The organism is Tatumella terrea, from assembly GCF_039523755.1.
GTDB lineage: Bacteria > Pseudomonadota > Gammaproteobacteria > Enterobacterales > Enterobacteriaceae > Tatumella > Tatumella terrea.
Genome location: NZ_BAAAFX010000018.1, coordinates 57,186 through 80,575, shown reverse-complemented (window position 1 = coordinate 80,575; position 23,390 = coordinate 57,186). Strand labels below are relative to the sequence as shown.

At 53.9% G+C, this 23,390-nt stretch carries 21 protein-coding genes; 16 read left to right on the top strand and 5 right to left on the bottom strand.

Annotated elements, in window-relative coordinates:
- Positions 1–229: 229 nt before the first annotated feature.
- From flhD to ABD035_RS13535, 14 genes are all read left to right on the top strand, one after another.
- Positions 230–547: a flagellar transcriptional regulator FlhD gene (flhD, locus tag ABD035_RS13600; protein WP_343870755.1), complete on the top strand. Its 318-nt coding sequence runs from the start codon at positions 230–232 to the stop codon at positions 545–547.
- Between the two features lie 29 nt (positions 548–576).
- Positions 577–1,140, top strand: a complete 564-nt coding sequence (gene flhC, locus ABD035_RS13595) for a flagellar transcriptional regulator FlhC (RefSeq protein ID WP_343870754.1) — start codon at positions 577–579, stop codon at positions 1,138–1,140.
- Positions 1,141–1,260: 120 nt separating this feature from the next.
- On the top strand, positions 1,261–2,145 hold the full coding sequence (gene motA / locus ABD035_RS13590) for a flagellar motor stator protein MotA (RefSeq protein WP_343870753.1): 885 nt from the start codon (positions 1,261–1,263) through the stop codon (positions 2,143–2,145).
- A complete protein-coding gene (gene motB, locus ABD035_RS13585) occupies positions 2,142–3,479 on the top strand; it encodes a flagellar motor protein MotB (protein WP_343870752.1) in 1,338 nt (445 codons plus the stop codon). Before motA ends, motB begins: the two co-directional genes overlap by 4 nt.
- An 11-nt stretch (positions 3,480–3,490) precedes the next feature.
- Entirely contained in the window at positions 3,491–5,449 is a 1,959-nt protein-coding gene (cheA, locus tag ABD035_RS13580; RefSeq protein ID WP_343870750.1) for a chemotaxis protein CheA, read from the top strand.
- 28 nt (positions 5,450–5,477) lie between these two features.
- A complete protein-coding gene (cheW, locus tag ABD035_RS13575) occupies positions 5,478–5,957 on the top strand; it encodes a chemotaxis protein CheW (protein WP_343870749.1) in 480 nt (159 codons plus the stop codon).
- Positions 5,958–6,090: 133 nt separating this feature from the next.
- Positions 6,091–7,758, top strand: a complete 1,668-nt coding sequence (locus tag ABD035_RS13570; RefSeq protein WP_343870748.1) for a methyl-accepting chemotaxis protein — start codon at positions 6,091–6,093, stop codon at positions 7,756–7,758.
- A gap of 129 nt (positions 7,759–7,887) precedes the next feature.
- Positions 7,888–8,757: a protein-glutamate O-methyltransferase CheR gene (cheR, locus tag ABD035_RS13565; protein WP_343870747.1), complete on the top strand. Its 870-nt coding sequence runs from the start codon at positions 7,888–7,890 to the stop codon at positions 8,755–8,757.
- A complete protein-coding gene (locus ABD035_RS13560) occupies positions 8,757–9,806 on the top strand; it encodes a protein-glutamate methylesterase/protein-glutamine glutaminase (RefSeq protein WP_343870746.1) in 1,050 nt (349 codons plus the stop codon). The genes cheR and ABD035_RS13560 overlap by 1 nt, the downstream gene beginning before the upstream one ends.
- A 28-nt stretch (positions 9,807–9,834) precedes the next feature.
- Complete coding sequence (gene cheY / locus ABD035_RS13555; RefSeq protein ID WP_212712519.1) at positions 9,835–10,224, top strand: chemotaxis response regulator CheY; 390 nt, start codon at positions 9,835–9,837, stop codon at positions 10,222–10,224.
- A 7-nt stretch (positions 10,225–10,231) separates the two neighbouring features.
- Positions 10,232–10,876 (top strand): protein phosphatase CheZ, encoded by a 645-nt coding sequence (gene cheZ, locus ABD035_RS13550; RefSeq protein WP_425579731.1) that lies wholly within the window; start codon positions 10,232–10,234, stop codon positions 10,874–10,876.
- 771 nt (positions 10,877–11,647) lie between these two features.
- Positions 11,648–12,787: a flagellar biosynthesis protein FlhB gene (gene flhB, locus ABD035_RS13545; protein ID WP_343870744.1), complete on the top strand. Its 1,140-nt coding sequence runs from the start codon at positions 11,648–11,650 to the stop codon at positions 12,785–12,787.
- Positions 12,780–14,858, top strand: coding sequence for a flagellar biosynthesis protein FlhA (gene flhA / locus ABD035_RS13540; protein ID WP_343870743.1), 2,079 nt, complete (start codon positions 12,780–12,782; stop codon positions 14,856–14,858). The genes flhB and flhA overlap by 8 nt, the downstream gene beginning before the upstream one ends.
- Positions 14,859–14,861: 3 nt before the next feature.
- Positions 14,862–15,341: a flagellar protein FlhE gene (locus ABD035_RS13535; protein WP_343870742.1), complete on the top strand. Its 480-nt coding sequence runs from the start codon at positions 14,862–14,864 to the stop codon at positions 15,339–15,341.
- On the opposite strand, the gene argS is transcribed toward ABD035_RS13535, so the two are convergent.
- Complete coding sequence (argS, locus tag ABD035_RS13530) at positions 15,319–17,049, bottom strand: arginine--tRNA ligase (protein WP_212712524.1); 1,731 nt, start codon at positions 17,047–17,049, stop codon at positions 15,319–15,321. The two genes, ABD035_RS13535 and argS, sit on opposite strands and share 23 nt — an antisense overlap.
- 270 nt (positions 17,050–17,319) lie before the next feature.
- Here argS and ABD035_RS13525 point away from each other — a divergent pair, with 270 nt between their 5' ends.
- On the top strand, positions 17,320–17,889 hold the full coding sequence (locus tag ABD035_RS13525; RefSeq protein ID WP_343870741.1) for a VOC family protein: 570 nt from the start codon (positions 17,320–17,322) through the stop codon (positions 17,887–17,889).
- On the opposite strand, the gene ABD035_RS13520 is transcribed toward ABD035_RS13525, so the two are convergent.
- Entirely contained in the window at positions 17,882–19,039 is a 1,158-nt protein-coding gene (locus ABD035_RS13520; RefSeq protein WP_343870740.1) for a MalY/PatB family protein, read from the bottom strand. The genes ABD035_RS13525 and ABD035_RS13520 overlap by 8 nt on opposite strands.
- A gap of 94 nt (positions 19,040–19,133) precedes the next feature.
- On the opposite strand from ABD035_RS13520, the gene cutC reads away from it, so the two are divergent.
- Positions 19,134–19,874, top strand: coding sequence for a copper homeostasis protein CutC (cutC, locus tag ABD035_RS13515; RefSeq protein ID WP_343870739.1), 741 nt, complete (start codon positions 19,134–19,136; stop codon positions 19,872–19,874).
- A 699-nt stretch (positions 19,875–20,573) separates the two neighbouring features.
- Here cutC and cmoB read toward each other — a convergent pair.
- The 3 genes from cmoB to ABD035_RS13500 all read right to left on the bottom strand — a co-directional run bounded on the left by cmoB (position 20,574) and on the right by ABD035_RS13500 (position 23,239).
- On the bottom strand, positions 20,574–21,542 hold the full coding sequence (gene cmoB, locus ABD035_RS13510; protein ID WP_343870738.1) for a tRNA 5-methoxyuridine(34)/uridine 5-oxyacetic acid(34) synthase CmoB: 969 nt from the start codon (positions 21,540–21,542) through the stop codon (positions 20,574–20,576).
- Entirely contained in the window at positions 21,539–22,267 is a 729-nt protein-coding gene (cmoA, locus tag ABD035_RS13505) for a carboxy-S-adenosyl-L-methionine synthase CmoA (protein WP_212712529.1), read from the bottom strand. Before cmoA ends, cmoB begins: the two co-directional genes overlap by 4 nt.
- Before the next feature lie 150 nt (positions 22,268–22,417).
- Complete coding sequence (locus ABD035_RS13500) at positions 22,418–23,239, bottom strand: DUF72 domain-containing protein (RefSeq protein ID WP_343870736.1); 822 nt, start codon at positions 23,237–23,239, stop codon at positions 22,418–22,420.
- Between the last annotated feature and the right edge of the window lie 151 nt (positions 23,240–23,390).

Sequence of the window (23,390 nt, the reverse complement as noted above, 5' to 3'; positions counted from 1 at the left end):
GTTAAATTCAAATAAGATAAATCCCAACGATTTGTAAAAAGAGAAGACTTGAATCATCAGACTAACAATAAGTGAGGATATATTGAGTGTTCTGTGAGGGTTTTTATTACCTGCTCTTCCTTATCCCGGTAACCAGAGGTAAATTTCTGGCATATTTTACAGAGAGATAGTCGATACATGTCGTTGCTCTATTTCCCGGAATATAATTTCAAACGCAGAGGAAACTATAATGAATTCGGCCAACCTGGTTAAAAATATTTATGATATAAATCTTTCATATTTATTACTTGCGCAACAATTGATCCGTCTGGATAAGTCCTCTGCAATGTTTCGTCTGGGCATTGATGAGTTAATGGCAGATAAGTTGTCAGAACTCACACTTCAGGGACTGGTTAAACTTGCAGAGACTAACCAGTTGATATGTAAAATCCGGTTCAATGATTATCTGGATATTGAACGTCTGACGCAGGATTCGCGAGTCGATGATCTTCAGCAAATTCATACCGGTATTATGCTGGCCAGCAATCTCTTACAGTCGTTTTCTTAGATATTCCGAAGCAATGACGGGAGAACAGTATGAAAACACACAGTGTGATACAGGAAGGTCATGATATTCAGCTGGCGACTGAACTTATTCATCTGGGTGCCAGACTACAATTACTTGAAAATGAAACAATATTGAGTCGCGGGCGTCTGATTAAATTATATAAAGAAATTAAGGGCTGTCCGCCGCCTAAAGGCATGCTTCCTTTTTCCACCGACTGGTTTATGACCTGGGAGCATAACATTCATGCAACGGTATTTTTCCATGCCTGGCTATTTATGCAAAAAACTCATCTTACCCGGGGTGTGGATGCGCTGATAGCGGCTTACCATCTGTATCTTGAGCAGTGTCCGCCCGGGGAAAACGGACCATTACTGGCTCTGACCCGGGCATGGACGTTGATCCGGTTTACGGAAAGCGGAATGCTTGAACTGGTGGCATGTCGCTGTTGTCACGGCCAGTTTATCAATCATGCACACCAGCCAAAAGGGAGTTTTATCTGTAGCTTATGCCAGCCACCTTCCAGGGCGGTGAAAAGGCGTAAACTTCCCGAAGACGGTGCCGATAACCTGGATAAGTTACCTGCTGATAAATAACTCGCGGTAATAAAAGATTGTTTTAATCGTCAGTTATCCGTATGGAACCGGGGAGTGTAATCCATTCCTGCCAGCATAGGGATATTTTGCATAACAGAACGAGGGTGTAAGGGAGTCTCCGTGTTAATTATTCTGGGATATATTGTAGTTATCGGTTCCGTATTGGGAGGTTACACGCTGGTAGGTGGCGAAATGGGCGCATTATTTCAGCCTACAGAATTGCTCATCATTGGTGGCGCGGGAGCAGGGGCTTTCCTTGTCGGTAACTGTGGAAAATCGATCAATAAAACACTGAAGGCGATTCCGTTATTATTTCGTGGCTCAAAGTATACCAAAAAACATTATCTTGATCTGATGACATTACAGTTCCGGTTGTTATCTAAAGCCCGGCAGCAGGGGGTGCTGGCGCTGGAGAAAGATATTGAAAGCCCGGCGGACAGCGAGATATTTAAATCCTACCCGGCCTTACTGGGAGATGAGATGATCGTTAATTTTATTACGGACTATCTTCGTCTGATTATTAGCGGAAATATGAATGCTTTCGAAATCGAATCATTGATGGATGGGGAAATAGAAACCTACGAATATGAAAGTGACGGCCCGGCGAAAAGTCTGTCTGCAGCCGGTGATGGGCTGCCGGCGTTTGGTATTGTTGCGGCGGTGATGGGAGTCGTGCATGCACTGGCCTCCGCAGACCGGCCTGCAGCCGAACTGGGAGAATTAATTGCTCGTGCGATGGTCGGGACGTTTTTAGGTATTCTATTATCCTATGGTTTTGTCTCTCCTCTGGCGGCGGTATTACGGCAGAAATACGCTGAAAATACCAAGATGATGCAGTGTATAAAAGTGACCTTATTATCCAGCATGCATGGGTATCCGCCGCAAATTGCGGTGGAATTTGGCCGTAAAGTCTTATATTCCAGCGAGCGTCCTTCCTTCAGTGAGCTGGAAGAATATGTGCGGGATAATAAATCGGTTAAAACTTCAGCGGAACAGGATGCATGAAGCAGAATGAATCCAGGATCGTGGTTGTCAGGAAAAAACGATCCTCAGCTCACCAGGAAGAACATGGTTCCTGGAAGATTGCCTATGCGGATTTCATGACAGCGATGATGGCTTTCTTTCTGGTGATGTGGCTGATTTCTATCTCTACGCCGAAAGAATTAGAGAAGATCGCGGAATATTTTCGCATGCCCCTCCGCGTCGCTTTATCGGGCGGTCAGCGCAGCAGCGACAGTGAAAGTCCGGTGCCCGGGGGCGGGCAGGATGTTACGCGTAAGAAAGGCGAGGTCGATAAAACAGACGCAGCGAGAAGCCGCGTACGCCGTGCTGAGGATCGACCGTTAAAGAAACTGAAACAGCGGCTGGAAACTTTATTGCTCTCTGACCCGCGACTCAAAGAGTTACGACCGCATTTACTGATCACCATGGCCAGCCAGGGGCTACGGGTACAGATTATCGATAGCCAGCAACGGCCTATGTTTCGTCGTGGCAGTGCCGACGTTGAGCCTTATATGCGCACCATTCTCCGGGCGATAGCGCCCATACTGAACGATGTACCGAACAAAATCAGTATTGCCGGGCATACAGATGATTATCAGTATCAGGGCGGTGATAAAGGCTTCAGTAACTGGGAACTCTCAGCCGACAGAGCGAATGCTTCACGTCGTGAACTGGTCCGGGGTGGGCTTAACAGCGGTAAAGTGCTCAGAGTGCTGGGGATGGCGGACACCATGAAACTGAGTCACCGGCAGGGTGACGAGGCCCAGAACCGGCGAATTAGTCTTCTGGTTTTAAACCTGCAGGCTGAACATGCAATTGAAGCAGAAAACAGAGAGGGGCAGGGAATCACACTTTCTGACCCTGCTGAACTTCATTTATCTTCGAAAACTGAGAGTAGTGCTACCGCACCGGCGACCGGTGGGCTGCCGGGATCGGTAACCTCCCCGTCAGTCGTGGGGCCGGGTGCATCGCCGGGATCCGTATCGACCCCGTCAGTCCCGGCCGCGGTTGCAACACCGGGACCGGTATCGACCCCGCCAGTTCCGGCCCCCGTTGCATCGCCGGGATCCGTAGCGCACCCGTCAGTCGTGGCCACGGATGCGTCACCCGGGTCAGTAGCGACCCCGCCACTTTCCGCGTCAGGAGAACGGGCTGACCCGGCGGCGGCACAAGCGGTATCTGCAGCCTCCCCGACCGGTTCGCCAGTGTCGGTTACGGCGGAGATGCCCCCCGCCGGAGGGGAGAAGCGCCCTCCGGCGAGCGCTCTTCCGGCTGAGAATCAACGGCAGAGTCCGGCGTCGTCCCCTGCCACCCTCCCTATTGCGCCACAGAGGTAGTCAATCGGACTATGGATATCAGTGATTTTTACCAGACTTTTTTTGATGAAGCCGACGAATTACTGGCGGATATGGAACAACATCTTCTGGACCTCGACCCCGGGGCGCCGGATGCGGAACAATTGAATGCTATTTTTCGGGCAGCACATTCCATCAAGGGCGGGGCAGCCACGTTCGGATTCAGTGTGTTACAGGAAACGACCCATATTCTGGAAAATATTCTGGACACCGCTCGTCGCGGTGAACAGATCCTGAACAGTAATATTATTAATCTGTTTCTGGAAACAAAAGACATCATGCAAGAACAGCTGAATGCCTACAAAAACTCACAGCAACCCGACGAAGAGAGTTTTCGCTATATCTGCGATATGTTGCGTCAGATAGCCCTGACAACGTCTGACCCTCATGAAGACTCCCCGATGTTACTCTGTTCAGAAGATAACGCCCCCGGGGCGACGATGCCGGCGAAAACGTCCTGCGGACTTCGGGTATGTCTGAGTGATCTGAAAGACGGAGAACCGGGTCGGTTGCTGGAAGAGATGCGTAACCTCGGTCAGGTCAGTGATATCTGTCAGCAGGAAAACCGGCTGGAAGCCACCATGACCGGGGTAGGCGCGGATGACCTGATGGCGGTGCTTTGTTTTATCGTGGATGAAGAGCAGGTCACATTTCCGCCGTTGCCGGTCGCACGCGCGGAGGATCCTGCGGATGAAACGACCACAGCCGGGGGAAGCCCTTCCGCGAGAACGGCCAGACAACCCTCCGTGGCAGTCAAAGTCAGCGAGTCAGCCAGTATTCGTGTGGCCGTTGAGAAGGTCGATCAACTGATCAACCTGGTGGGGGAGCTGGTGATCACCCAGTCGATGTTACAACAGCACGCGAATACGCTGGAAGCCGGAATTCATGGTGACCTGCTGACCAGTATGAGCCAGCTGGAGCGGAATGCCCGCGACCTGCAGGAATCCGTGATGTCTATCCGGATGATGCCGATGGAATATGTCTTCAGTCGCTTTCCCCGCCTGGTGCGTGACCTGGCGGCCAGGCTGGAAAAGAAAATCGAGCTGACCCTGGAGGGAAGTTCGACCGAACTGGATAAGAGCCTGATAGAGCGAATTGTCGACCCGCTGACACATCTGGTCCGCAACAGCCTTGATCACGGAATTGAGTTACCGGAACAACGGTTGAAAGCCGGTAAAACAGCCGCCGGTAATCTGATACTGTCTGCTGAGCACCGCGGCGGTAATATCTGCATTGAAGTGACGGATGATGGTGCCGGGCTGAATCGTGAAAAAATCCTTAGCAAAGCTAAAGCCTCCGGTATTCCTGTGCATGACCATATGACCGATGAAGAGGTGGGGCTGCTGATTTTTGCGCCTGGTTTTTCCACGGCCGAGCAGGTTACCGACGTTTCCGGGCGTGGTGTGGGCATGGATGTCGTGAAACGGAATATCCAGCAAATGGGCGGCCATGTGGAGATTAATTCCCGGGAAGGTGCCGGGACAACCATCCGCATCCTGTTACCGCTGACACTCGCTATCCTCGACGGAATGTCAGTCCGGGTCGGCAAGGAGGTCTTTATTCTGCCGCTGAATGCGGTGATGGAGTCTCTTCAGCCGCAAAGTCAGGATCTTAAAGCATTGGCGGGAGGGGAGCGTGTTTTAGAGGTCAGAGGCGAATATCTGCCGCTGGTGTCCCTGTCCGGCGTGTTCGAGGTCAGTAATGCACATCAGGATCCGACCCGGGGGATAGCCATCATCTTACAAACCGCGGGTAAACGTTATGCCTTACTGGTTGATCAGTTGATGGGGCAGCATCAGGTTGTGGTAAAAAATCTGGAAAGTAATTACCGCAAAGTCGCAGGTATCTCTGCGGCAACGATTATGGGGGATGGCAGCGTGGCATTAATTGTTGATATTGCCGTACTTCAGTCTTTCAATCGCGATAAGTGCCTGGCGGCGAATGCCGGTTAATCGTTACCGATCCGTTTGCGGAGTGAATGTGGAAAATAAAGCCGAAGAAATTGCAGCGCAGGAATTCCTTGTTTTTACACTGGGAGAAGAAGAATACGGAATTGATATTCTTAAAGTTCAGGAAATACGGGGTTATGATCATGTGACCCGGATTGCGAATACCCCGGCGTTTATTAAAGGGGTAACGAATTTACGGGGCGTTATTGTACCTATTCTCGATATGCGGATTAAATTTCTGCAAAATAATGTCTCTTATAATGAAAATACGGTCGTCATTGTACTTAATCTTAAAAATCGTGTCGTGGGGATTGTCGTTGACGGCGTGTCTGATGTATTAGCACTCAGTAAAGATGATATACGAGCGGCCCCGGAATTTACCGTGACGTTGTCGACGGAATATCTGACCGGGCTGGGTGCCCGGGGAGAGAGGATGCTTATCCTGGTCGATATTGAAAAGCTGCTGAACAGCGATGAAATGGCGCTGGTGGATAATCTGAATCAAGACTGATGGTGGTGATGCTCAATGAGACAACCTATGTGTGCCTTTCCCCGGCACCGCATTCGCATATTTTTCTCCGGATCATAAAGATTTTCAGCAACAGTCCGATATATGCATCGTCATGCTTATCACAGAGGTCGTTATGTTCAGTCGGATAAAAATTGTCACCAGTTTATTGTGCGTCATTTGCCTGATGGCAATATTTCAGTTTGCCAGCAGTGGAATATTTTTTCATATGCTGAGTAACAGTAATGAAAAATCGGGATTTAGTCAGGCATTAAGAGATCAGCAACAATATATTACCGGAGTCAATAATGCGCTGCTGCAAAGCAGGAATAATGTCAGTCTGGCCGTCATCAGTATTTTGCAAAGCGGTGATGAAGAGACACCTGAGCAGATAAAAGGGATGCTGAAAGATGCCGAAAAGGAACTCAAAAAAGCTGATACAGGTTTTGATGCCTACAGAAATGCGCTGACAGAAAGCGGAGTTCGTGACCCCCGTCAGCAGGAACTCAGTAAGGCTTACAAGGATTACCGCAGCGGGCTGACAGAGTTGTTATCGATGGCAGAGAGCGGAAATATCAGCGGTCTTTTATCCTTACCGGTCGTGGATAAACAAACGACGTTCGAAAATGCCCTTGCTGTCTGGGTAAAGGCTAATGACGCATTGACAGATAAAGGCATCTCTCAGGGGCAGAACGATTATAAGCATGCGCTATGGATGATCATCGGTGTGCTGATAATCACCCTGATTGTGGTGATCATGGTCTGGATAGGGTTACACCGTATCCTGATCAGGCCACTGCGGGAAAGTATTGAGCATATCCGTCAGGTGGCGAACGGCGATTTAACGCATCCCATTGATGTCATGACAAAAAATGAAATGGGTGAGTTACTGAATAGCGTCAGGTATATGCAACAGGAACTCCGGCATACGGTCGGTCTGGTACGTGACAGTTCCGAGTCGATTTTTTCAGGCGCCAGCGAAATTGCTAACGGAAATAGTGATCTGTCAGCACGGACCGAGCAGCAGGCGGCCTCTCTGGAGGAAACGGCTTCCAGTATGGAGCAACTGACCGCGACCGTGAAACAGAATGCCGAAAACGCCCGTCAGGCGTCTCAGTTAGCTCTGAATGCCTCGGAAACCGCGCGTCACGGCGGTTCGGTCGTTGATAATGTGGTACTGACAATGAAAGACATTGCCGGCAGTTCGAAAAAGATTGCCGACATAACCAGTGTGATAGACGGCATTGCTTTTCAGACTAATATTCTGGCCCTTAACGCGGCCGTTGAGGCGGCACGTGCCGGTGAGCAGGGACGGGGGTTTGCCGTTGTCGCCGGCGAAGTGCGTAATCTGGCACAACGCAGTGCCCAGGCCGCAAAAGAGATCAAAACGCTGATCGAAGATTCAGTCAATCGTATCGATTCGGGATCTCAGTTGGTCGAAAACGCAGGAATAACCATGGGTGAGATCGTCACTGCGGTGACGCGGGTGACGGATATCATGGGCGAAATTGCGTCAGCCTCCGAAGAGCAGAGCAGGGGAATCGACCTGGTCAGTACCGCAGTGACCGAAATGGACCGGGTTACCCAACAAAACGCAACCCTGGTCGAGGAATCCGCGTCAGCAGCGGCGAAGCTCGAAGAGCAGGCCGGATTACTGAAACAAGCCGTTGCCGTCTTCCGTATCGGGCAGACACAGCGGGGGGAGGATGAAGTGAAATTACTGGCTAACAGTGAAAGTCAGAAAGCACCGGTACGTCCGGAACAGGCAGCGCTGCCTTCTGCAGATAACTGGGAAACGTTCTGACCCCGTTGTGGTAGTTATCCGCCGGGCCGGTCCGTTGCATCACTTCAGACCGGCCGGTGGGTATGACGGCGTCTGCCGCTCCGGGCGAGTGGACGTTTGTGTGTGACAGAAAAAGGTAGCCCTGCACCGATGGCCAAATTACCGGATAACTCCCCGCAGCCGAAGAGAACCACCGGCAGTAACGCCCCAAAGCTGGTGTTATCTGAAGCGAACTTTCAGCGTATTTGTCAGCTTATTTACCAGCGTGCAGGTATTGTCCTGGCGCCCCATAAACGGGAGATGGTGTATAACCGCCTGATGCGCCGGTTACGTTTACTGGGGATGCATGATTTTAGTCACTATCTGGCTTTGCTGCAAAGTCAGCCGGCCAGCGGTGAATGGCAGGAATTCATTAATGCACTGACCACCAATCTGACCTCGTTCTTTCGCGAAGCCCACCACTTTCCAATTCTGGCTGAACATGCCGCCGCCAGGCAAGGCAGTTATAGTGCCTGGAGTTGTGCCGCATCGACCGGGGAAGAACCTTATTCTATTGCGCTGACGCTGGCTGAGACCCTGGGGATGGCTCCGGGTAAGTTTCTTGTCTATGCCACAGATATTGATACGCAGGTGCTCGGTAAAGCGCAGCAAGGCATTTACCGGCAGGAGGCGCTGGATATGCTGTCACCGGAGAAATTACAGCGCTATTTCCTGAAAGGAAAGAGCACCCGGCAGGGCCAGGTATGTATTCGTCCGGAACTTGCGGGGATGGTCCGGTTTGAACAACTGAATCTGCTAAGTCCTGACTGGAAGTTACCGGAGAAATTCGATGCCATCTTCTGCCGTAATATCATGATTTATTTTGATAAAGAAACACAGGCAAGGATCCTTCGTCAGATGGAGCGCGCGCTGAAACCCGGTGGCCTGTTATTCGCCGGGCATTCTGAAAACTTCAGTCAGATAACCCGGGCATTCTGGTTGCGGGGTAAAACGGTCTACAGTCTGGCAAAGGAAAAGTGATGAGTAAAATTACTGTACTGAGTGTGGATGATTCAGCACTGATGCGACAGCTGATGACTGAAATCGTGAACAGCCAGCCGGATATGGAGATGATTGCCACGGCACCGGATCCACTGGTAGCCAGAGAGCTGATTAAGCAGTTCAATCCGATGGTGCTGACGCTGGATGTGGAAATGCCGCGGATGGATGGTCTGGAGTTTCTTGAAAAGCTGATGCGTTTGCGGCCCATGCCGGTGATCATGGTCTCTTCGCTGACTGGTAACGGGTCAGAGGTGACCCTGAAAGCGCTGGAACTGGGGGCCGTGGATTTTGTGACTAAGCCGCAGCTGGGCCTGCGGGACGGGATGCTGGCCTATTGCCAGACCATTGCGGAAAAAATTCGCGTTGCGGCCCGTGCACGGCTACAGAAACCAGCCCGGACCAGGCCTGCCGGCTTACTGGCGGCTACCCCTATTCTCAGCAGTGAGAAACTGATCGCTATCGGTGCCTCGACAGGAGGCACTGAAGCGATCCGTCGGGTGCTGGAACGTTTGCCGGCGGTCTCTCCGGCGATACTGATCACTCAACATATGCCCCCCGGATTTACTCACTCCTTTGCCGAACGCCTGAACCGTCTCTGTCAGATCACCGTGAAAGAGGCGGAGGATGGCGAACGCGTATTACCCGGCTTTGCGTATATCGCGCCCGGATCCTTACATATGGAACTATGCCGTAGCGGGGCAAACTATCAGATCCATCTCCATGAACGCGACCTCGTTAACCGCCATCGGCCATCTGTCGATGTCCTGTTCAATTCCGTGGCCAGATATGCCGGAAGAAATGCCGTGGGGGTCATCCTGACAGGGATGGGCAGTGACGGGGCCGCCGGTTTACTGAAAATGCGTCAGGCCAATGCCTGGACGATAGCACAGAGTGAAGCGACCTGTGTGGTTTTCGGGATGCCGCGGGAAGCCATATTGCTCGATGCGGCTTGCGATGTGGTCGACCTTGAAAATATCAGTCAGCAGATGCTGGCCCATATCAGTCACGGACAAGCGCTCCGTATCTAGTCTTTAAAGGAAGTCTAAGGTATCTATTATGGCAGACAGTAACTTACATTTTTTAGTGGTAGATGATTTTAATACCATGCGGCGTATTGTCCGTAATCTTCTGAAAGAACTCGGTTTTACCAACGTTGAAGAGGCCGAAGATGGTGCCGATGCGCTCAATAAACTACGGACGACGACCTGCGACTTTGTCATAACCGACTGGAATATGCCCAATATGGACGGGCTCGAGTTACTGAAAAATATTCGTGCCGACGAACAGTTAAAAGCGATGCCGGTATTAATGGTTACAGCCGAAGCAAAAAAAGAGAACATTATTGCGGCGGCACAGGCCGGCGCCAGTGGCTATGTGGTTAAACCGTTTACCGCCGCCATTCTGGAAGAGAAGCTCAACAAGATCTTCGAAAAACTCGGAATGTAAGGGGGGGATCATGAACCGTATACCACTCCCTGAGGGTGAAAGAGCCGTGCAGGAAATCATCAGTAAGGTCGGCTCGCTGACCCGTATGTTAAGGCATAATCTGCGTGAAATGGGTCTGGAGCAGGCGATAGCGGATGCTGCTGAAGCTATTCCCGATGCCCGCGACAGGCTGGATTACGTCGTACAGATGACAGCCCATGCCGCAGACAGGGTACTGAGTTGCGTCGAAGCCGCCCAGCCTCGTCAGGACAGTATGCAACAGCAGGCAACGGCTCTCAGTTCACGCTGGGATAACTGGTTTGAGGCGCCGTTCGAAGAGGCTGAAGCAAAGCAACTGGTAACCGACACCCGCAGTTTTCTTACAGAGACGAGAGAATATACGACCTTCACCAGTCAGCAACTGTTATCCATAATGATGGCGCAGGATTTTCAGGATCTGACAGGGCAGGTCATCAAACGGATGATGGAAGTGATTCAGGAAATAGAGCATCAGTTGCTGATGGTGCTGCTGGATAATATTCCGGAGTCTGCGCTGTCATCGAAAACCGAAAAAGATGCCTTACTGAACGGGCCACAAATCAATAGCAATGTCAGCGGCGTCATCGCTAATCAGGACCAGGTCGATGATTTACTCGACAGTCTGGGGTTCTGAAACACCCCCATCGGTGTCGTACGACTGACAATCTTTGCCTCACTCTGATCCGGTGCGGACAGTGTTGTTTGCACCGGTTTATTCCCGGTCAGTGGCCGGGGGAGGATTCCGGCGTTCCAGGGCGCTTACTTTATTCCGCTGCTGAAAAGGGTACGGCTGAAGTTTTGTCACGTGCGTGTGGGTTTTACAGGGCAGAGGCCAGTGGGGGATTCCGGCGTTCCAGGGCGCTTACTTTATTCCGCTGCTGAAAAGGTTACGGCTGAAGTTTTGTTGCGTGCGCGCGGGTTTTACAGGGCAGAGGCCAGTGGGGGATTCCGGCGTTCTAAGGCGCTTACTTTATTCCGCTGCTGAAAAGGGTTCGGCTGAAGTTTTGTCACGTGCGCGTGGGTTTTACAGGGCAGAGGCCAGGGGAGGATCCCGGCGTTCTAAGGTGCTTAAATTATTTCGTTGCAGAAAAGGGTCCAGCTGAAATTTTGTCCCGTGCGCGGTTGTGCTTCCGGGCCAGAGCCCGGAGGGTTTCCACACGACGATCCCGCCGCAACCTGCCGGGGTTCCTCTGATGGATCCACGCCGCGGCGCTATCCGCAGAGCCATTCACAGAATGGCACGGGTAACCGGAAAGCTTTTACAGGGTGTGGCTATTCAGTGTTCTTCGCTTGTGCGCCGTACGGGCTTATCCCGGAAATAACCCCAGGCTTTGCTGACTGAAGGACCGATAACCGGGCCTGTTCTCTGGCATGCTGGTCTTTTAGTGACGGAACCGATAATGCCGTGGCCGACGAAAACCAGGAAGAAAAGACAGAAGCGCCCAGCGCCCACAGGATAGAAAAAGCCCGTGAGGAAGGGGATATCCCGCGATCAAGGGAGCTGACATCATTACTGATGCTACTGGCCGGTTTTTTGCTGCTGAGCAGTAATATCAGCGCACTGGCGGATGCCTTAACCCGGGCCATGCGCGGGTTTCTGGGGGCAGGGTTAGCTGCGGGTGAACCCGGGCAACTGAATGTTGTACTGATATGGCAGGTGGTGTTTGCCGTACTTCCGGTACTGCTGGGGACAATGCTGGTGGCGCTTTGTACCCCGATGCTCATTGGCGGATTTTCGCTGAGTGCCTCGTCTCTGACTTTAAAGCCGGGCCGCATGAACCCCGTCAGTGGGATTAAGCGGCTCTTCAGCGGGCAAATTTTTGCTGAGTTAAGTAAAGCCTTACTGAAAGTGATTATCGCGATGGTGATCACGGGGGAATATCTGTATCAGCACCTGCAGGATTATCTGCTGCTAATCCGTTTGCCGCTGAGTAGTGCCATCCCGCGGGGGTTACAGTTGCTGTTGCCCTGTGCACTGTGGGTCGTGCTGGGGATGATCCCGATGGTGGTGTTTGATGTTTTCTGGCAATTCTATAGTTATTTTAAAAAGCTCCGTATGTCACGTCAGGATATTCGTGATGAGTATAAGCAGCAGGAAGGTAATCCCCAGGTCAAGGGCCGTATCCGGCAACAGATGCGAGCGGCTGCCAGGCAACGAATGATGGCTGCTGTGCCCTTAGCCGATGTTGTCGTGACCAACCCGACCCGGTTTGCTGTCGCATTACAATACCAGGAAGGCAAAATGCAGGCCCCGAAGGTAGTTGCCAAAGGTGCGGATAAGGTGGCCGCGCGGATCCGCGATATCGCCAGTGAGCACCGTATCCCCACCCTTGAAGCCCCGCCACTGGCCCGGGCCCTTTACCGTCATACGGAACCCGGGGAATTTATTCCTGGCGCGCTGTATGGTGCGGTGGCTGAAGTGCTCGCCTGGGTCTGGCAAGTCCGTCGCTGGAAAACCGATGGCGGAGAAAAGCCGGCTACCCCGCATCATGTTCCGGTCCCCGAAGAGATGGATATAAAAGGAGTCACAGAACCCCATGGATAATCTGGCTAAAAAGCTGCGCCTTCCTGCTCACTGGAAAGAGGTTGAGTGGCAGATTCTGGCAGGCCCGGTGCTGATCCTGATGATTTTAGCCATGATGGTGCTGCCGTTACCCCCGTTTCTGCTGGATATGCTGTTTACCTTTAATATTGCGCTGTCGATTATGGTGTTACTGGTGGCGATGTTTACCCGTAAAACCCTCGAATTTGCGGCTTTTCCTACCGTACTGCTGTTTGCGACCCTGCTTCGGCTGGCCCTGAATATCGCCTCCACCCGTATTATTCTGCTGCAGGGGCATACAGGGGCGGCCGCGGCCGGCCGGGTCGTCGAGGCATTTGGCCATTTCCTGGTCGGCGGTAACTTTGCTATTGGTATCGTGGTGTTCGTGATCCTGGTGGTGATTAACTTTATGGTGATCACCAAGGGAGCCGGACGTATCGCGGAAGTCGGAGCGCGTTTTGTCCTGGATGGGATGCCCGGCAAGCAGATGGCGATCGATGCCGATCTCAATGCCGGACTGATCGGCGAAGATGAAGCTAAAACCCGCCGCAGCGAGGTAACTCAGGAAGCTGATTTTTATGGCTCGATGGACGGAGCCAGTAAGTTTGTGCGGGGAGATGCGATTGCCGGCATACTGATTATGGTCATTAACATCATTGGCGGGTTGTTGGTTGGCGTCGTCCAGCACGGGCTGGATATCGGCCAGGCAGCGACCAGTTACACACTGCTGACCATCGGAGACGGTCTGGTCGCCCAGATACCGGCGCTGGTTATCTCGACGGCGGCAGGGGTGATCGTGACCCGGGTCAGCACCGACAGCAATGTCGGCGAGCAGATGGTGACTCAGCTGTTTACCCATCCGCGGGTGATGCTGCTGAGTGCCGCAGTGCTGGGCCTGCTGGGGATCGTGCCTGGTATGCCCAACCTGGTATTTTTACTTTTTACAGGGATATTGCTGTTCCTTGCCTGGTGGCTGAAAGGAAAAGAAGCCGGCCTCAATACCCCGGGTTCGTCAGGGCAGACAGAGGCTGCCCTGCCGCCGGCACCGGAGGTCACCTGGCAGGATGTCATTCCGGAAGATCCACTGGCTATGGAGGTCGGTTACCGGCTGATCCCGCTGGTGGACGAACTGCAGCAGGGGGATTTGCCTGGCCGTATCCGCGGTATTCGTAAAAAATTTGCCGCCTCGACAGGGTTTCTGCCGCCGGCGGTGCATATCCGCGACAATATGACCCTGGCAGCCCCGGCTTACCGTATTCTGATGAAAGGTGTGGAGATCGGCCGCGGCGATGTCTGGCCGGGACGCTGGCTGGCAATTAATCCTGGCGGTGCGACCGGAGAACTGCCGGGAGAGCTCACCCGGGATCCGGCATTCGGTCTGGAAGCCCGATGGATAGACGGAACATTACGCGAGCAGGCGCAGACTCTGGGCTATACCGTCGTCGAAGCCAGTACGGTGGTAGCGACCCATCTGAATCATCTGATTGGTCAGTATGCCAGCGAACTGCTGGGACGTCAGGAAACCCAGCAACTGCTGGACAGAGTCAGCCGTGAAATGCCATTACTGACCGAGGGCCTGGTACCCGGGGTGTTCCCGCTGACTCTGCTGCACAAGGTATTGCAGAATCTGCTGCAGGAGCAGGTCTCAATACGCGATATGCGTACTATTCTGGAAACCCTGGCAGAACATGCCCCATTGACCACCGATGCTGAACAACTGACGGCCGTGGTGCGTATTGCCCTGGGACGGGCGATAACCCAGCACTGGTTTCCGGGCCAGGATGAAATGCAGATCATCGGGCTGGGCCCGAACATGGAAACTTTACTGCTGCAAATCGAACAGAATGGCGGGATTCTGGAGCCGGGGCTGGCCGGACAACTTGACAGCCGCGCGGCGATAGCGATCGAACACCAGGAAACGCTGGGGGTGACTCCGGTACTGGTGGTTCAGCATCCGCTACGGGCGATGTTATCCCGCTCTCTGCGCCGGAGCTATCCGCAACTGGTCGTGCTGTCGGTCGCGGAACTGAACGCCCGGCGACCTATCCGTCAGACCGCATCACTGGGGGACTAAGGGATGAGACGGCTCAGCAGGTGGCTGTCGGCGGGGTTACTGGCCGTTGCGCCAGCGCTGGCGGCCGATATCACACTCAGCAAGACACTGGCCGGGCCGGCATTAAGTGTGCGCGGACAATGGGCCACGTCACAGCCGCTGGTTTTCAGGGGCCCACCGGAGGGCCGAATACAACAGACCCGCTGGTTTTACCGGTTAAATGGCCCGATCCCCGCGGGGTTTCAGGCGCAGTTATGCAGGGGGACGGTATGTATCGCACTGGACAGTGGACGGGGAAATACGGGGTATTTTACCGATGCTCCGGTATCGGGAAGCTTCCGGTTCAGCTTTCGGGTCCTCAGTGGTGAGGCTATCCGTCCGCAATTGCGGGTGATCAGTGCAGGGGTGACGATCAGTTACCGGCAGCGATCGGCTGCCGGTCAGCAGTCAGCCCCGGTAAAGGCCGGGGCGACGACGGCAGTTACATCCGGTCAACCGTTCTGATGCCCAAAGTCTCCAGACCGCACTTCAGGGTCTTCGCGGTCAGGCTTGCCAGTTTCAGGCGGCTCTGACGGGTTTTCTCGTCGGCGGCGGCCAGGATCGGACAATGCTCATAGAACCCGGAGAACAGGCCAGCCAGGTCATACAGGTAAGAACACATCACATGCGGAGTCCCTTCACGGGCTACCTGCAACAGAGTTTCTTCGAACTGTAACAGGCGGGTCGCCAGCGCAGCTTCGCGGGTTTCGGTCAGGAGAATATCACCTTCCACGGTCTGCACATCGGCACCGGCTTTACGGAACACGGACAGCACCCGGGTATAGGCATACAGCAGGTAAGGGGCCGTATTGCCTTCAAAGGCCAGCATATTATCCCAGTCGAAAATGTAATCCGTGGTACGGTTTTTCGACAGGTCAGCATATTTTACCGCACCAATCCCGATGACTTCCGCCAGATTCTGCAGTTCGTCTTCGCCCATTTCCGGGTTTTTGCTTCTGACCAGCGTCAGTGCGCGATCGTGTGCTTCATCCAGCAGGTCAGCCAGTTTAATGGTACCGCCGGCACGTGTTTTAAACGGACGCCCGTCTTTGCCCAGCATCATCCCGAACATATGGTGTTCAAGCGGGATATTTTCCGGTACATACCCGGCTTTGCGGACAATGGTCCATGCCTGCATCAGGTGCTGATGCTGACGGGAGTCGATATAGTAAAGCACGCGGTCCGCTTTCAGCGTTTCATAACGGTATTTGGCACAGGCAATATCCGTGGTGGTGTACAGGTAGCCGCCATCCTTTTTACGGATGATCACTCCCATCGGTTCGCCTTCCTTATTTTTATACTCATCAAGGAAAACAACCACGGCACCTTCACTTTCCACGGCCAGGCCTTTTGCTTCCAGGTCAGCAACAATTCCCGGCAGCATCGGGTTATACAGGCTTTCACCCATCACATTGTCACGGGTCAGGCTGACGTTAAGACGGTCATAGTTGTGCTGGTTCTGAGCCATGGTGATATCCACCAGCTTTTTCCACATCTGCGCACAGTATTCGTCGCCACCCTGCAGTTTAACGACATAACCGCGGGCACGTTCGGCAAAGGCCTCATCCTGGTCGTAAAGCTGCTTGGCTTCACGATAAAATGCTTCCAGGTCGGCGAGGGCGATTTCTGTGTCCTGTTCCTGTTGTTTCTTTTCCAGGAAGGCGATCAGCATACCGAACTGAGTTCCCCAGTCACCGATATGGTTGGCACGGACCACGTCATGGCCGAGAAACTCCAGCGTCCGTACGGAAGCATCGCCGATAATGGTGGAACGTAAATGACCGACATGCATCTCTTTGGCGACATTCGGCGCAGAATAGTCGACAACGATACGTTGTGTGGCTACCGGAGAAATATTCAGTTTATCGTGGCTCAGTGCCAGCTCCGCCTGTTCTGCCAGGAAGGCAGGCTCCAGGAAAATATTAATAAAGCCCGGACCGGCGATTTCAGTTTTTCCGGCGATACCTTTCAGATCCAGATGGCTGAGAACCTGCTCTGCGAATTGTCGCGGTGCCTGACCCAGTTTTTTAGCAATAGCCATAATACCGTTGGCCTGATAATCACCGAACTGTGGTTTGGCAGACTGACGTACCTGCGGTTCACAGTCAGCAGGAGCTCCTGCTGCGATCATTGCCTGACTGACTTTTTCTGAAAGAAGAGCCTGAATATTCACCGAATTACCTTCATAAGCTGTTAAACCCCTGACCCGACAGCAAAAGACTGGCAGGCGCACGCATGCAAAAAAGCGCAAAGGGTGTTAATCGAAATTTAGTGCGGCAGTATACGTGAAACCGCGGGTGACGTCAGTAGTCTGATGGTGTCTTCCTGCCGCGCCGCGTTGTACCGGCCTGTCGCCGGGACGACACGATTTTTATCCGGTGGCTTTACATACGGCGGGTAAGCCGCAAAAATAGCGCCCCGGATCCTATTCTGATAAACGACGATGACTGACAAGCCAACTTTTTCCCAATGCCTGCCGGACCTGGCAGCCGATTTAACCCGTTTTTCCAGTGACCTGACCACGCTTGCGGAGCGACTGGGATTATCCCTGACAGAATTACAGCCGGATCATATTTCTGTGCGTTGCCATCAGAACACGACCGCAGAACGCTGGGCTGCGGGATTCTCACAACTGGGGGAGATGTTTTCACAGGCTGAAATTAATCAGCGGCCGATTTGTCTGTTCCGCCTGCACCAACCGATCAGTTTACTGGGCTGGCAGATTCGGGTGGTGGAATTACCCTGGCCCGGCAATAAACGTTACCCGCATGAAGGGTGGGAACATATTGAGGTGGTCCTGCCGGGCGATCCTGAGACTCTGGGGCAACGGGCGATGGCTCTGATTGCCGATCACGGGCTGACCGCCCCGGGGATTTCGTTTAAAACCAGTCGCCCGGCAGGGGATCAGGATGTGCTGCCTAATCCCACCCTGGCGGTGACGGATGGTAAAACCACCCTCAAATTCCATCCGCATACGCTGGAAGCCATCGTCGCCAGCGAGCAGGCTAACTAATGCAGCCGGTTGCCGCCTGTGCCGCGAGGGCAAGCCGCCCGATAGCCTGTGCCAGGGTTTGCGGGTGGCAGGCATAATTCATCCGAACGCATTGCGGGTCACCGAAGGGGCCACCGGCGCTAAACCCCAGCCCGTGCTGTTCGAACCAGAGTGCCGGAAAGTCCACCGCCAGACCGCGCGCATCAATCCAGGCCAGGCTGGTGGCCTGCGGGGTGATCATGTTAATGCCAGGGATTTTCCCGACCGCATCGGCCAGTTGGTCACGGTTAATACGCAGAAACTCCTGCTGAGCCTGTAACCAGTCATCGCCGTGCTCCCAGGCGGCTTCGGCGGCAATCATTCCCGTGATTGCCGGCGGCGCCAACAGGCCCTCTGTAGCCTGTAAAAAGCGGCCACGTAAATGCGGGTCAGCGATGATGGCGACCGAGAGCCCCAGCCCGGCAATATTAAAGGTTTTTGCCGGCGAGAACAGGGTAATGGTCCGTTGTGCGGCATCTTCATTCAGCGCAGCAAACGGCTGATGTTTTTTACCCGCGGTCAGTACCAGGTCAGCATGAACTTCATCGCTGCACACCAGCAGATCATGGCGGCGGGCAAACGCTTGCAGCTGCAGTAATTCTTCGCGCTCATACACATAGCCGCCGGGATTGTGCGGATTACAGAGGAACAGCCATTTTTCGTCACCCCGCATCTCTGTTTCCGGAACAGAGACCGGCATCTGCCAGTGCTGACCCGATTGCCTGACCGGCATCAGAGATTGCCGTCGCTGAAGGCGGTGTGCGAACTGACTAAAAGGCGGGTAGTGCAGGGAGGTTGTGATTGACGCCTGATCGGGACGACTCAGATAGCGCAGAATTATCTCAATCGCGCATTGTGTCCCCGGCAGCACGACCAGCCATTCCCGCGGCACCTGCCACTGGTGATGCCGGGCAAGCCAGGCCATACAGGCCTCAGCCACTTTTTCCGGCGCGACCGGGTAGCCGAAAATACCGTGCGCGACCCGTTGTTGTAAGGCTTCAATGACGCAGGGAGCGGTCCGGTAATCACTGTCGGCGATCCACAGGGGGAGAATATCTTTTCCGGCATATTTCGCCCATTTAACGCTATCACTGTGAACCCGGTCGATCCTTTCCCTGAAATTGAATGTCATTATTACTCCTCCCGTTTACAGGACGGCTAAACGTTATTCCTCGCATCAATATCACACTGTAACAATCAGCCCGAACTTTTATAAGGAGAATGTCATGGCTACGCTGGAAATCTGTTGCTACGGTGCGGAGTGTGCCCTGAATGCTGAGCAGGCTGGCGCTGATCGTATCGAGTTATGTGCAGCCCCGCCGGAGGGTGGCCTCACACCCTCCTATGGCCTTCTGCAGACGGTCATTTCTCAGGTGACCCTCCCGGTACACCCTATCATCCGCCCGCGGGGGGGCGATTTTTGTTACAGCGAAACGGAGTTCCGCGTGATGAAAGCAGATATCGCACTGGTGCGTGAAATGGGGTTCCCGGGGTTGGTGATTGGTCTGCTCGATGCCGGCGCGCATATCGACCTGCAACGGATGGAAGAGGTAATGACTCTTTGCGACGGGATTTCGGTCACGTTCCACCGGGCTTTTGACCTCTGTCATAACCCTTACCGCGCACTGGAAGAGTTGTCCGGACTGGGTGTGGACCGGATACTGACCTCCGGGCAGCAGGAGTGTGCCGAAAACGGGCTGGTGCTGTTAACCGCGCTGAACCAGTGGAGTCAGGCCATGGGCGGACCGGTGATTATGGCCGGTGCCGGCGTCAGGCTCAGTAACCTGCAACGGTTTGTGGATGCCGGACTGACCGAAGTTCACAGTTCAGCCGGGAAACCGGTCAGTTCACCGATGCATTATCGTAAAGCGGGGGTCAGCATGAGTGCCCTGGGGCCGGCCGATGAATTTACCCGCTATGTCGTTGATGAAGAGATGGTGTCGGCGATGAAGAGTATGCTGCAGTAAAGCTGTCTCCGGCCATCGAACAGCGGGTTGCCGGCGATGGCGGTTTACCTGAATGTAATCCTTCACTGATCTGCTGGCGACAGGTTATCAGCAAAGACAGTCTGACCGTTCTGCCGACGGCGCTGAAAGCACGGGCAGGGAGGATATTTCTGAGCATTTACGTGACAGCGTCACTTATATTGGCGGGCAGGGCAAAGGGTCCGGCTGCATAGGTGCTACGGGGTTGAGTAAAGCACTCACAGTATGGCTGACGGTCGTCCGGTGACGTTTGCGGTTGACCGTGTGTAGCAAACCGATTCACTGTCTTACTGTCTTGCTGTCTTGCTGTCTTGCTGTCTTGCTGTCTTGCTGTCTTATCGTCTAACGCTCTGCTGTGGTGGATCCCGCGGGTGATAGCGCTGTCATCCGGCAGGCCTCTCCCCGCAGTACGGGCGGAATAACGCTGCAAGGCGGGTATTGTGACGACAGAGTGAGAAGAGGCCGGGGTGGTGGTGACGTTGTCACTTTATTTGCCGGTGTCACGCAGAAAGAATGGAGGCACCGTGATTGCCGAAAGACGGGAGGGTGAGCGCGGGCCAAGAAAGTTCGACCGGGGTTTGTACCAATACGTCCGGAAACTGCCGGGTAACAGCCTGACGAACGACGGGTCACCTCACCGGCAACCCGTCCGGAGCCGCCAGACGGGCTCCGTTAACAGTATCAGGGTTTACGGGCAATCAGCACTGCACGTAACGGCGCAGGATATCCCTCAACGGTCAGTTGCGGGTTTTCAGGGTCAAGAAACTCTGCCAGTGAATCGCTGGTCATCCATCCGGTCCGGCGCTGCTCATCGGTCGAGGTCAGCGCATGGTCGGCAATCCGCACATCCACAAAACCACATTTCTCCAGCCAGTGCTTCAGCGCTGCGGCGGAGGGCAGAAAATAGACGTTTCGCATCTGTGCATATCGCTCACCCGGTACCAGGACCGCATTTTCATCACCTTCGATGACCAGCGTCTCCAGCACCAGTTCGCCACCGCTGACCAACTGGCTCTTCAGTTGCCACAGGTGCTCCAGCGGAGATCGGCGGTGGTAAAGTACGCCCATCGAGAACACGGTATCGAAGGCATTCAGTTCAGGTAACTGCTCGATACCCACCGGTAACAGATGCGCACGCGGGTCATCACCCAGCAGTTTACGCACCGCCTCAAACTGGCATAAAAACAGCTGCATCGGGTCGATACCGACCACCATCGAAGCGCCGGCGCCCAGCATCCGCCACATGTGATAACCGCTGCCGCAACCGACATCCAGAATCATCCGTCCTTCCAGCGGGGAAATATGCGGCAGTACCCGATCCCATTTCCAGTCTGAACGCCACTCCGTATCAATATCGGTGCCGTACAACGCGAAAGGACCTTTGCGCCAGGGCATCAGCTGGCGCAGTAACGTCTCGATCCCCTGGCGCTGACGTGGTGTCAGGTCATCGCGGTCCGCCGTGACGCCGTTGACCAGATCCAGGCGTTGTGGTGTCAGCAACGGTAAGTGGTCAATGGTTTTTTTCCAGTGACGGAAATGACCATGTAAACTTTCACGCTGCCACTGGCTCAGTTGAGCCGGCAGCACTTCCAGCCAGGGTGCCAGAGGCCCCGTGGCGATTTGCTGATAAAAACGTCCAAAATCAATCATTTTAAAGCCACAAGTGAACCAAAATTAAAACACTGAAACCACAGTTCCGCATGACGGAATCCGGCCTGTGCCAGCCGTGATTTATGTGTCGTGACGCTGTCTGTCAGCATGACATTTTCCAGCATGCTGCGTTTCTGACTGATTTCCAGTTCGCTGTAACCGTTGGCACGTTTAAAGTCATGGTGCATATCGAACAACAGCTCACCGGTCTTCTGATCATCAAAACTGAATTTTTCTGATAACACCAGCGCACCGCCGGGATTCAGACCCCGGTAAATTTTTTCCAGCAGTTGCAGACGCTCTGCGGGGTCAAGAAACTGCAGAGTGAAATTCAGCACCACCAGCGACGCATTACTGATATCGACAGAACGAATATCGTCCTCAATCACCTGTACCGGTGTCTCTGCCCTGAAAGCATCGATATGACGACGACAGCGCTCCACCATGGCGGGGGAGTTATCCACGGCGATAATTTCACACCCGGGATGGTGAATGTTACGGCGGACGGAGAGGGTGGCGGCCCCCAGCGAACAGCCCAGGTCATAGACACGGCTATCCGGGCGGACAAAACGTTCTGCCAGCATCCCAATCATGGAAATAATATTTGAGTATCCGGGCACTGAGCGCTGGATCATATCCGGGAAGACTTCGGCAACCCGTTCATCAAAAGTCCAGTCACCTAATCGTTCAATAGGTGCTGAAAAAAGGGTATCACGGTCAGACATCACACTATCCGCAAGGTCCAGAAAACGACTATTCTCGCAGAAACTGGCGCAGCCTGCACCCACCTGCGTGACTTTTCACGCATCTCAGCGTCAATTCAGGCTGCAGCGAATAAAAACAGCGCTTTTATCGCGGGCTGTAGCGGGCACGTCTCAGAACAGGGTCGCCTGGTCCGGCCATTCGGGCAGGGGCGGTAACCCGTCGCTGTATGGCTGGATCTGCGGCCATAAACGGTGCAGTAGCGGAAAAACGTCACCCATCTCCGGGGTATGGATAAACAGCAGCGGCGAGTGGGCTGCCTGCCACTCCTGTAACCGTGCGGACCAGTCAGAAAACAGAGCGGCGGAATCATTGACATCATCACTGCCGATAAAGCGGATCATCGGGGCGTCGGCGGTCCGTACGGCATGAACCGGGACTTTCGGCTTTTTGGCTTTGGCATCCCGTGCGGCTGCGGTTTGGGAGGGTGACGCATGTACCGCCCGGCTGTCGAGGATCACCCGATTGACACCGCGATCGGCCAGTCCCCGGTTCAGCATCCGTTCGGCCTCTCCCCGGGCAAAGAACTCCGGATGACGGACTTCCACCCCGTAGCTGAACGCCCCGGGCAGGGCAGACAGAAACTGCCATAAATCCGGTAACTGAGCAGGAGCGAAGCTCGCCGGTAACTGTAACCAGTATTGAGCAATACGCTCGCTGAGCGGATCCATGCGACGTAAAAACTCACTGAGCAAATCGTCACAGTGACGTAATTGTGCGTGGTGACTGACGGAGGCCGGAAACTTAAAGCAAAAGCGGAAGTCCTCTCCCGTCATGGCTTTCCAGCGCAGGACGGTTTCTGCCTCCGGCAGAGCATAAAGCGTGGTATTCCCTTCCACACAGTTAAAATGCCGGGCATACTCTTCCAAAGTATGCAGGCCCGCCCGTTTCCAGTTCGGGTGTTGCCATTGAGGTAATCCGATGCGCAGACTCACGGGGCATCCTTCTTCGGTGACTGACCAGATAAAATATCGCGCAAGAATAGCCCGGATCCTGCCGGCAGCGAAACGGGCTGCGACCGAATGGCGAGGAATCAACCGCTTTCACGCGCCTCTACTTATCCTCGGGCAGATTTTCCAGTATAAT

Bases quoted from the DNA above. Each gene is read 5' to 3' on its own strand.
- cheR (WP_343870747.1), top strand. From the start codon at position 7,888: ATGGCCAAATTACCGGATAACTCCCCGCAGCCGAAGAGAACCACCGGC.
- cmoA (WP_212712529.1), bottom strand. From the start codon at position 22,267: ATGTCTGACCGTGATACCCTTTTTTCAGCACCTATTGAACGATTAGGT.
- flhD (WP_343870755.1), top strand. From the start codon at position 230: ATGAATTCGGCCAACCTGGTTAAAAATATTTATGATATAAATCTTTCA.
- cutC (WP_343870739.1), top strand. From the start codon at position 19,134: ATGGCTACGCTGGAAATCTGTTGCTACGGTGCGGAGTGTGCCCTGAAT.
- ABD035_RS13520 (WP_343870740.1), bottom strand. From the start codon at position 19,039: ATGACATTCAATTTCAGGGAAAGGATCGACCGGGTTCACAGTGATAGC.
- ABD035_RS13570 (WP_343870748.1), top strand. From the start codon at position 6,091: ATGTTCAGTCGGATAAAAATTGTCACCAGTTTATTGTGCGTCATTTGC.
- ABD035_RS13560 (WP_343870746.1), top strand. From the start codon at position 8,757: ATGAGTAAAATTACTGTACTGAGTGTGGATGATTCAGCACTGATGCGA.
- ABD035_RS13525 (WP_343870741.1), top strand. From the start codon at position 17,320: ATGACTGACAAGCCAACTTTTTCCCAATGCCTGCCGGACCTGGCAGCC.
- ABD035_RS13535 (WP_343870742.1), top strand. From the start codon at position 14,862: ATGAGACGGCTCAGCAGGTGGCTGTCGGCGGGGTTACTGGCCGTTGCG.
- flhA (WP_343870743.1), top strand. From the start codon at position 12,780: ATGGATAATCTGGCTAAAAAGCTGCGCCTTCCTGCTCACTGGAAAGAG.
- cmoB (WP_343870738.1), bottom strand. From the start codon at position 21,542: ATGATTGATTTTGGACGTTTTTATCAGCAAATCGCCACGGGGCCTCTG.
- motB (WP_343870752.1), top strand. From the start codon at position 2,142: ATGAAGCAGAATGAATCCAGGATCGTGGTTGTCAGGAAAAAACGATCC.
- flhC (WP_343870754.1), top strand. From the start codon at position 577: ATGAAAACACACAGTGTGATACAGGAAGGTCATGATATTCAGCTGGCG.
- cheA (WP_343870750.1), top strand. From the start codon at position 3,491: ATGGATATCAGTGATTTTTACCAGACTTTTTTTGATGAAGCCGACGAA.
- cheY (WP_212712519.1), top strand. From the start codon at position 9,835: ATGGCAGACAGTAACTTACATTTTTTAGTGGTAGATGATTTTAATACC.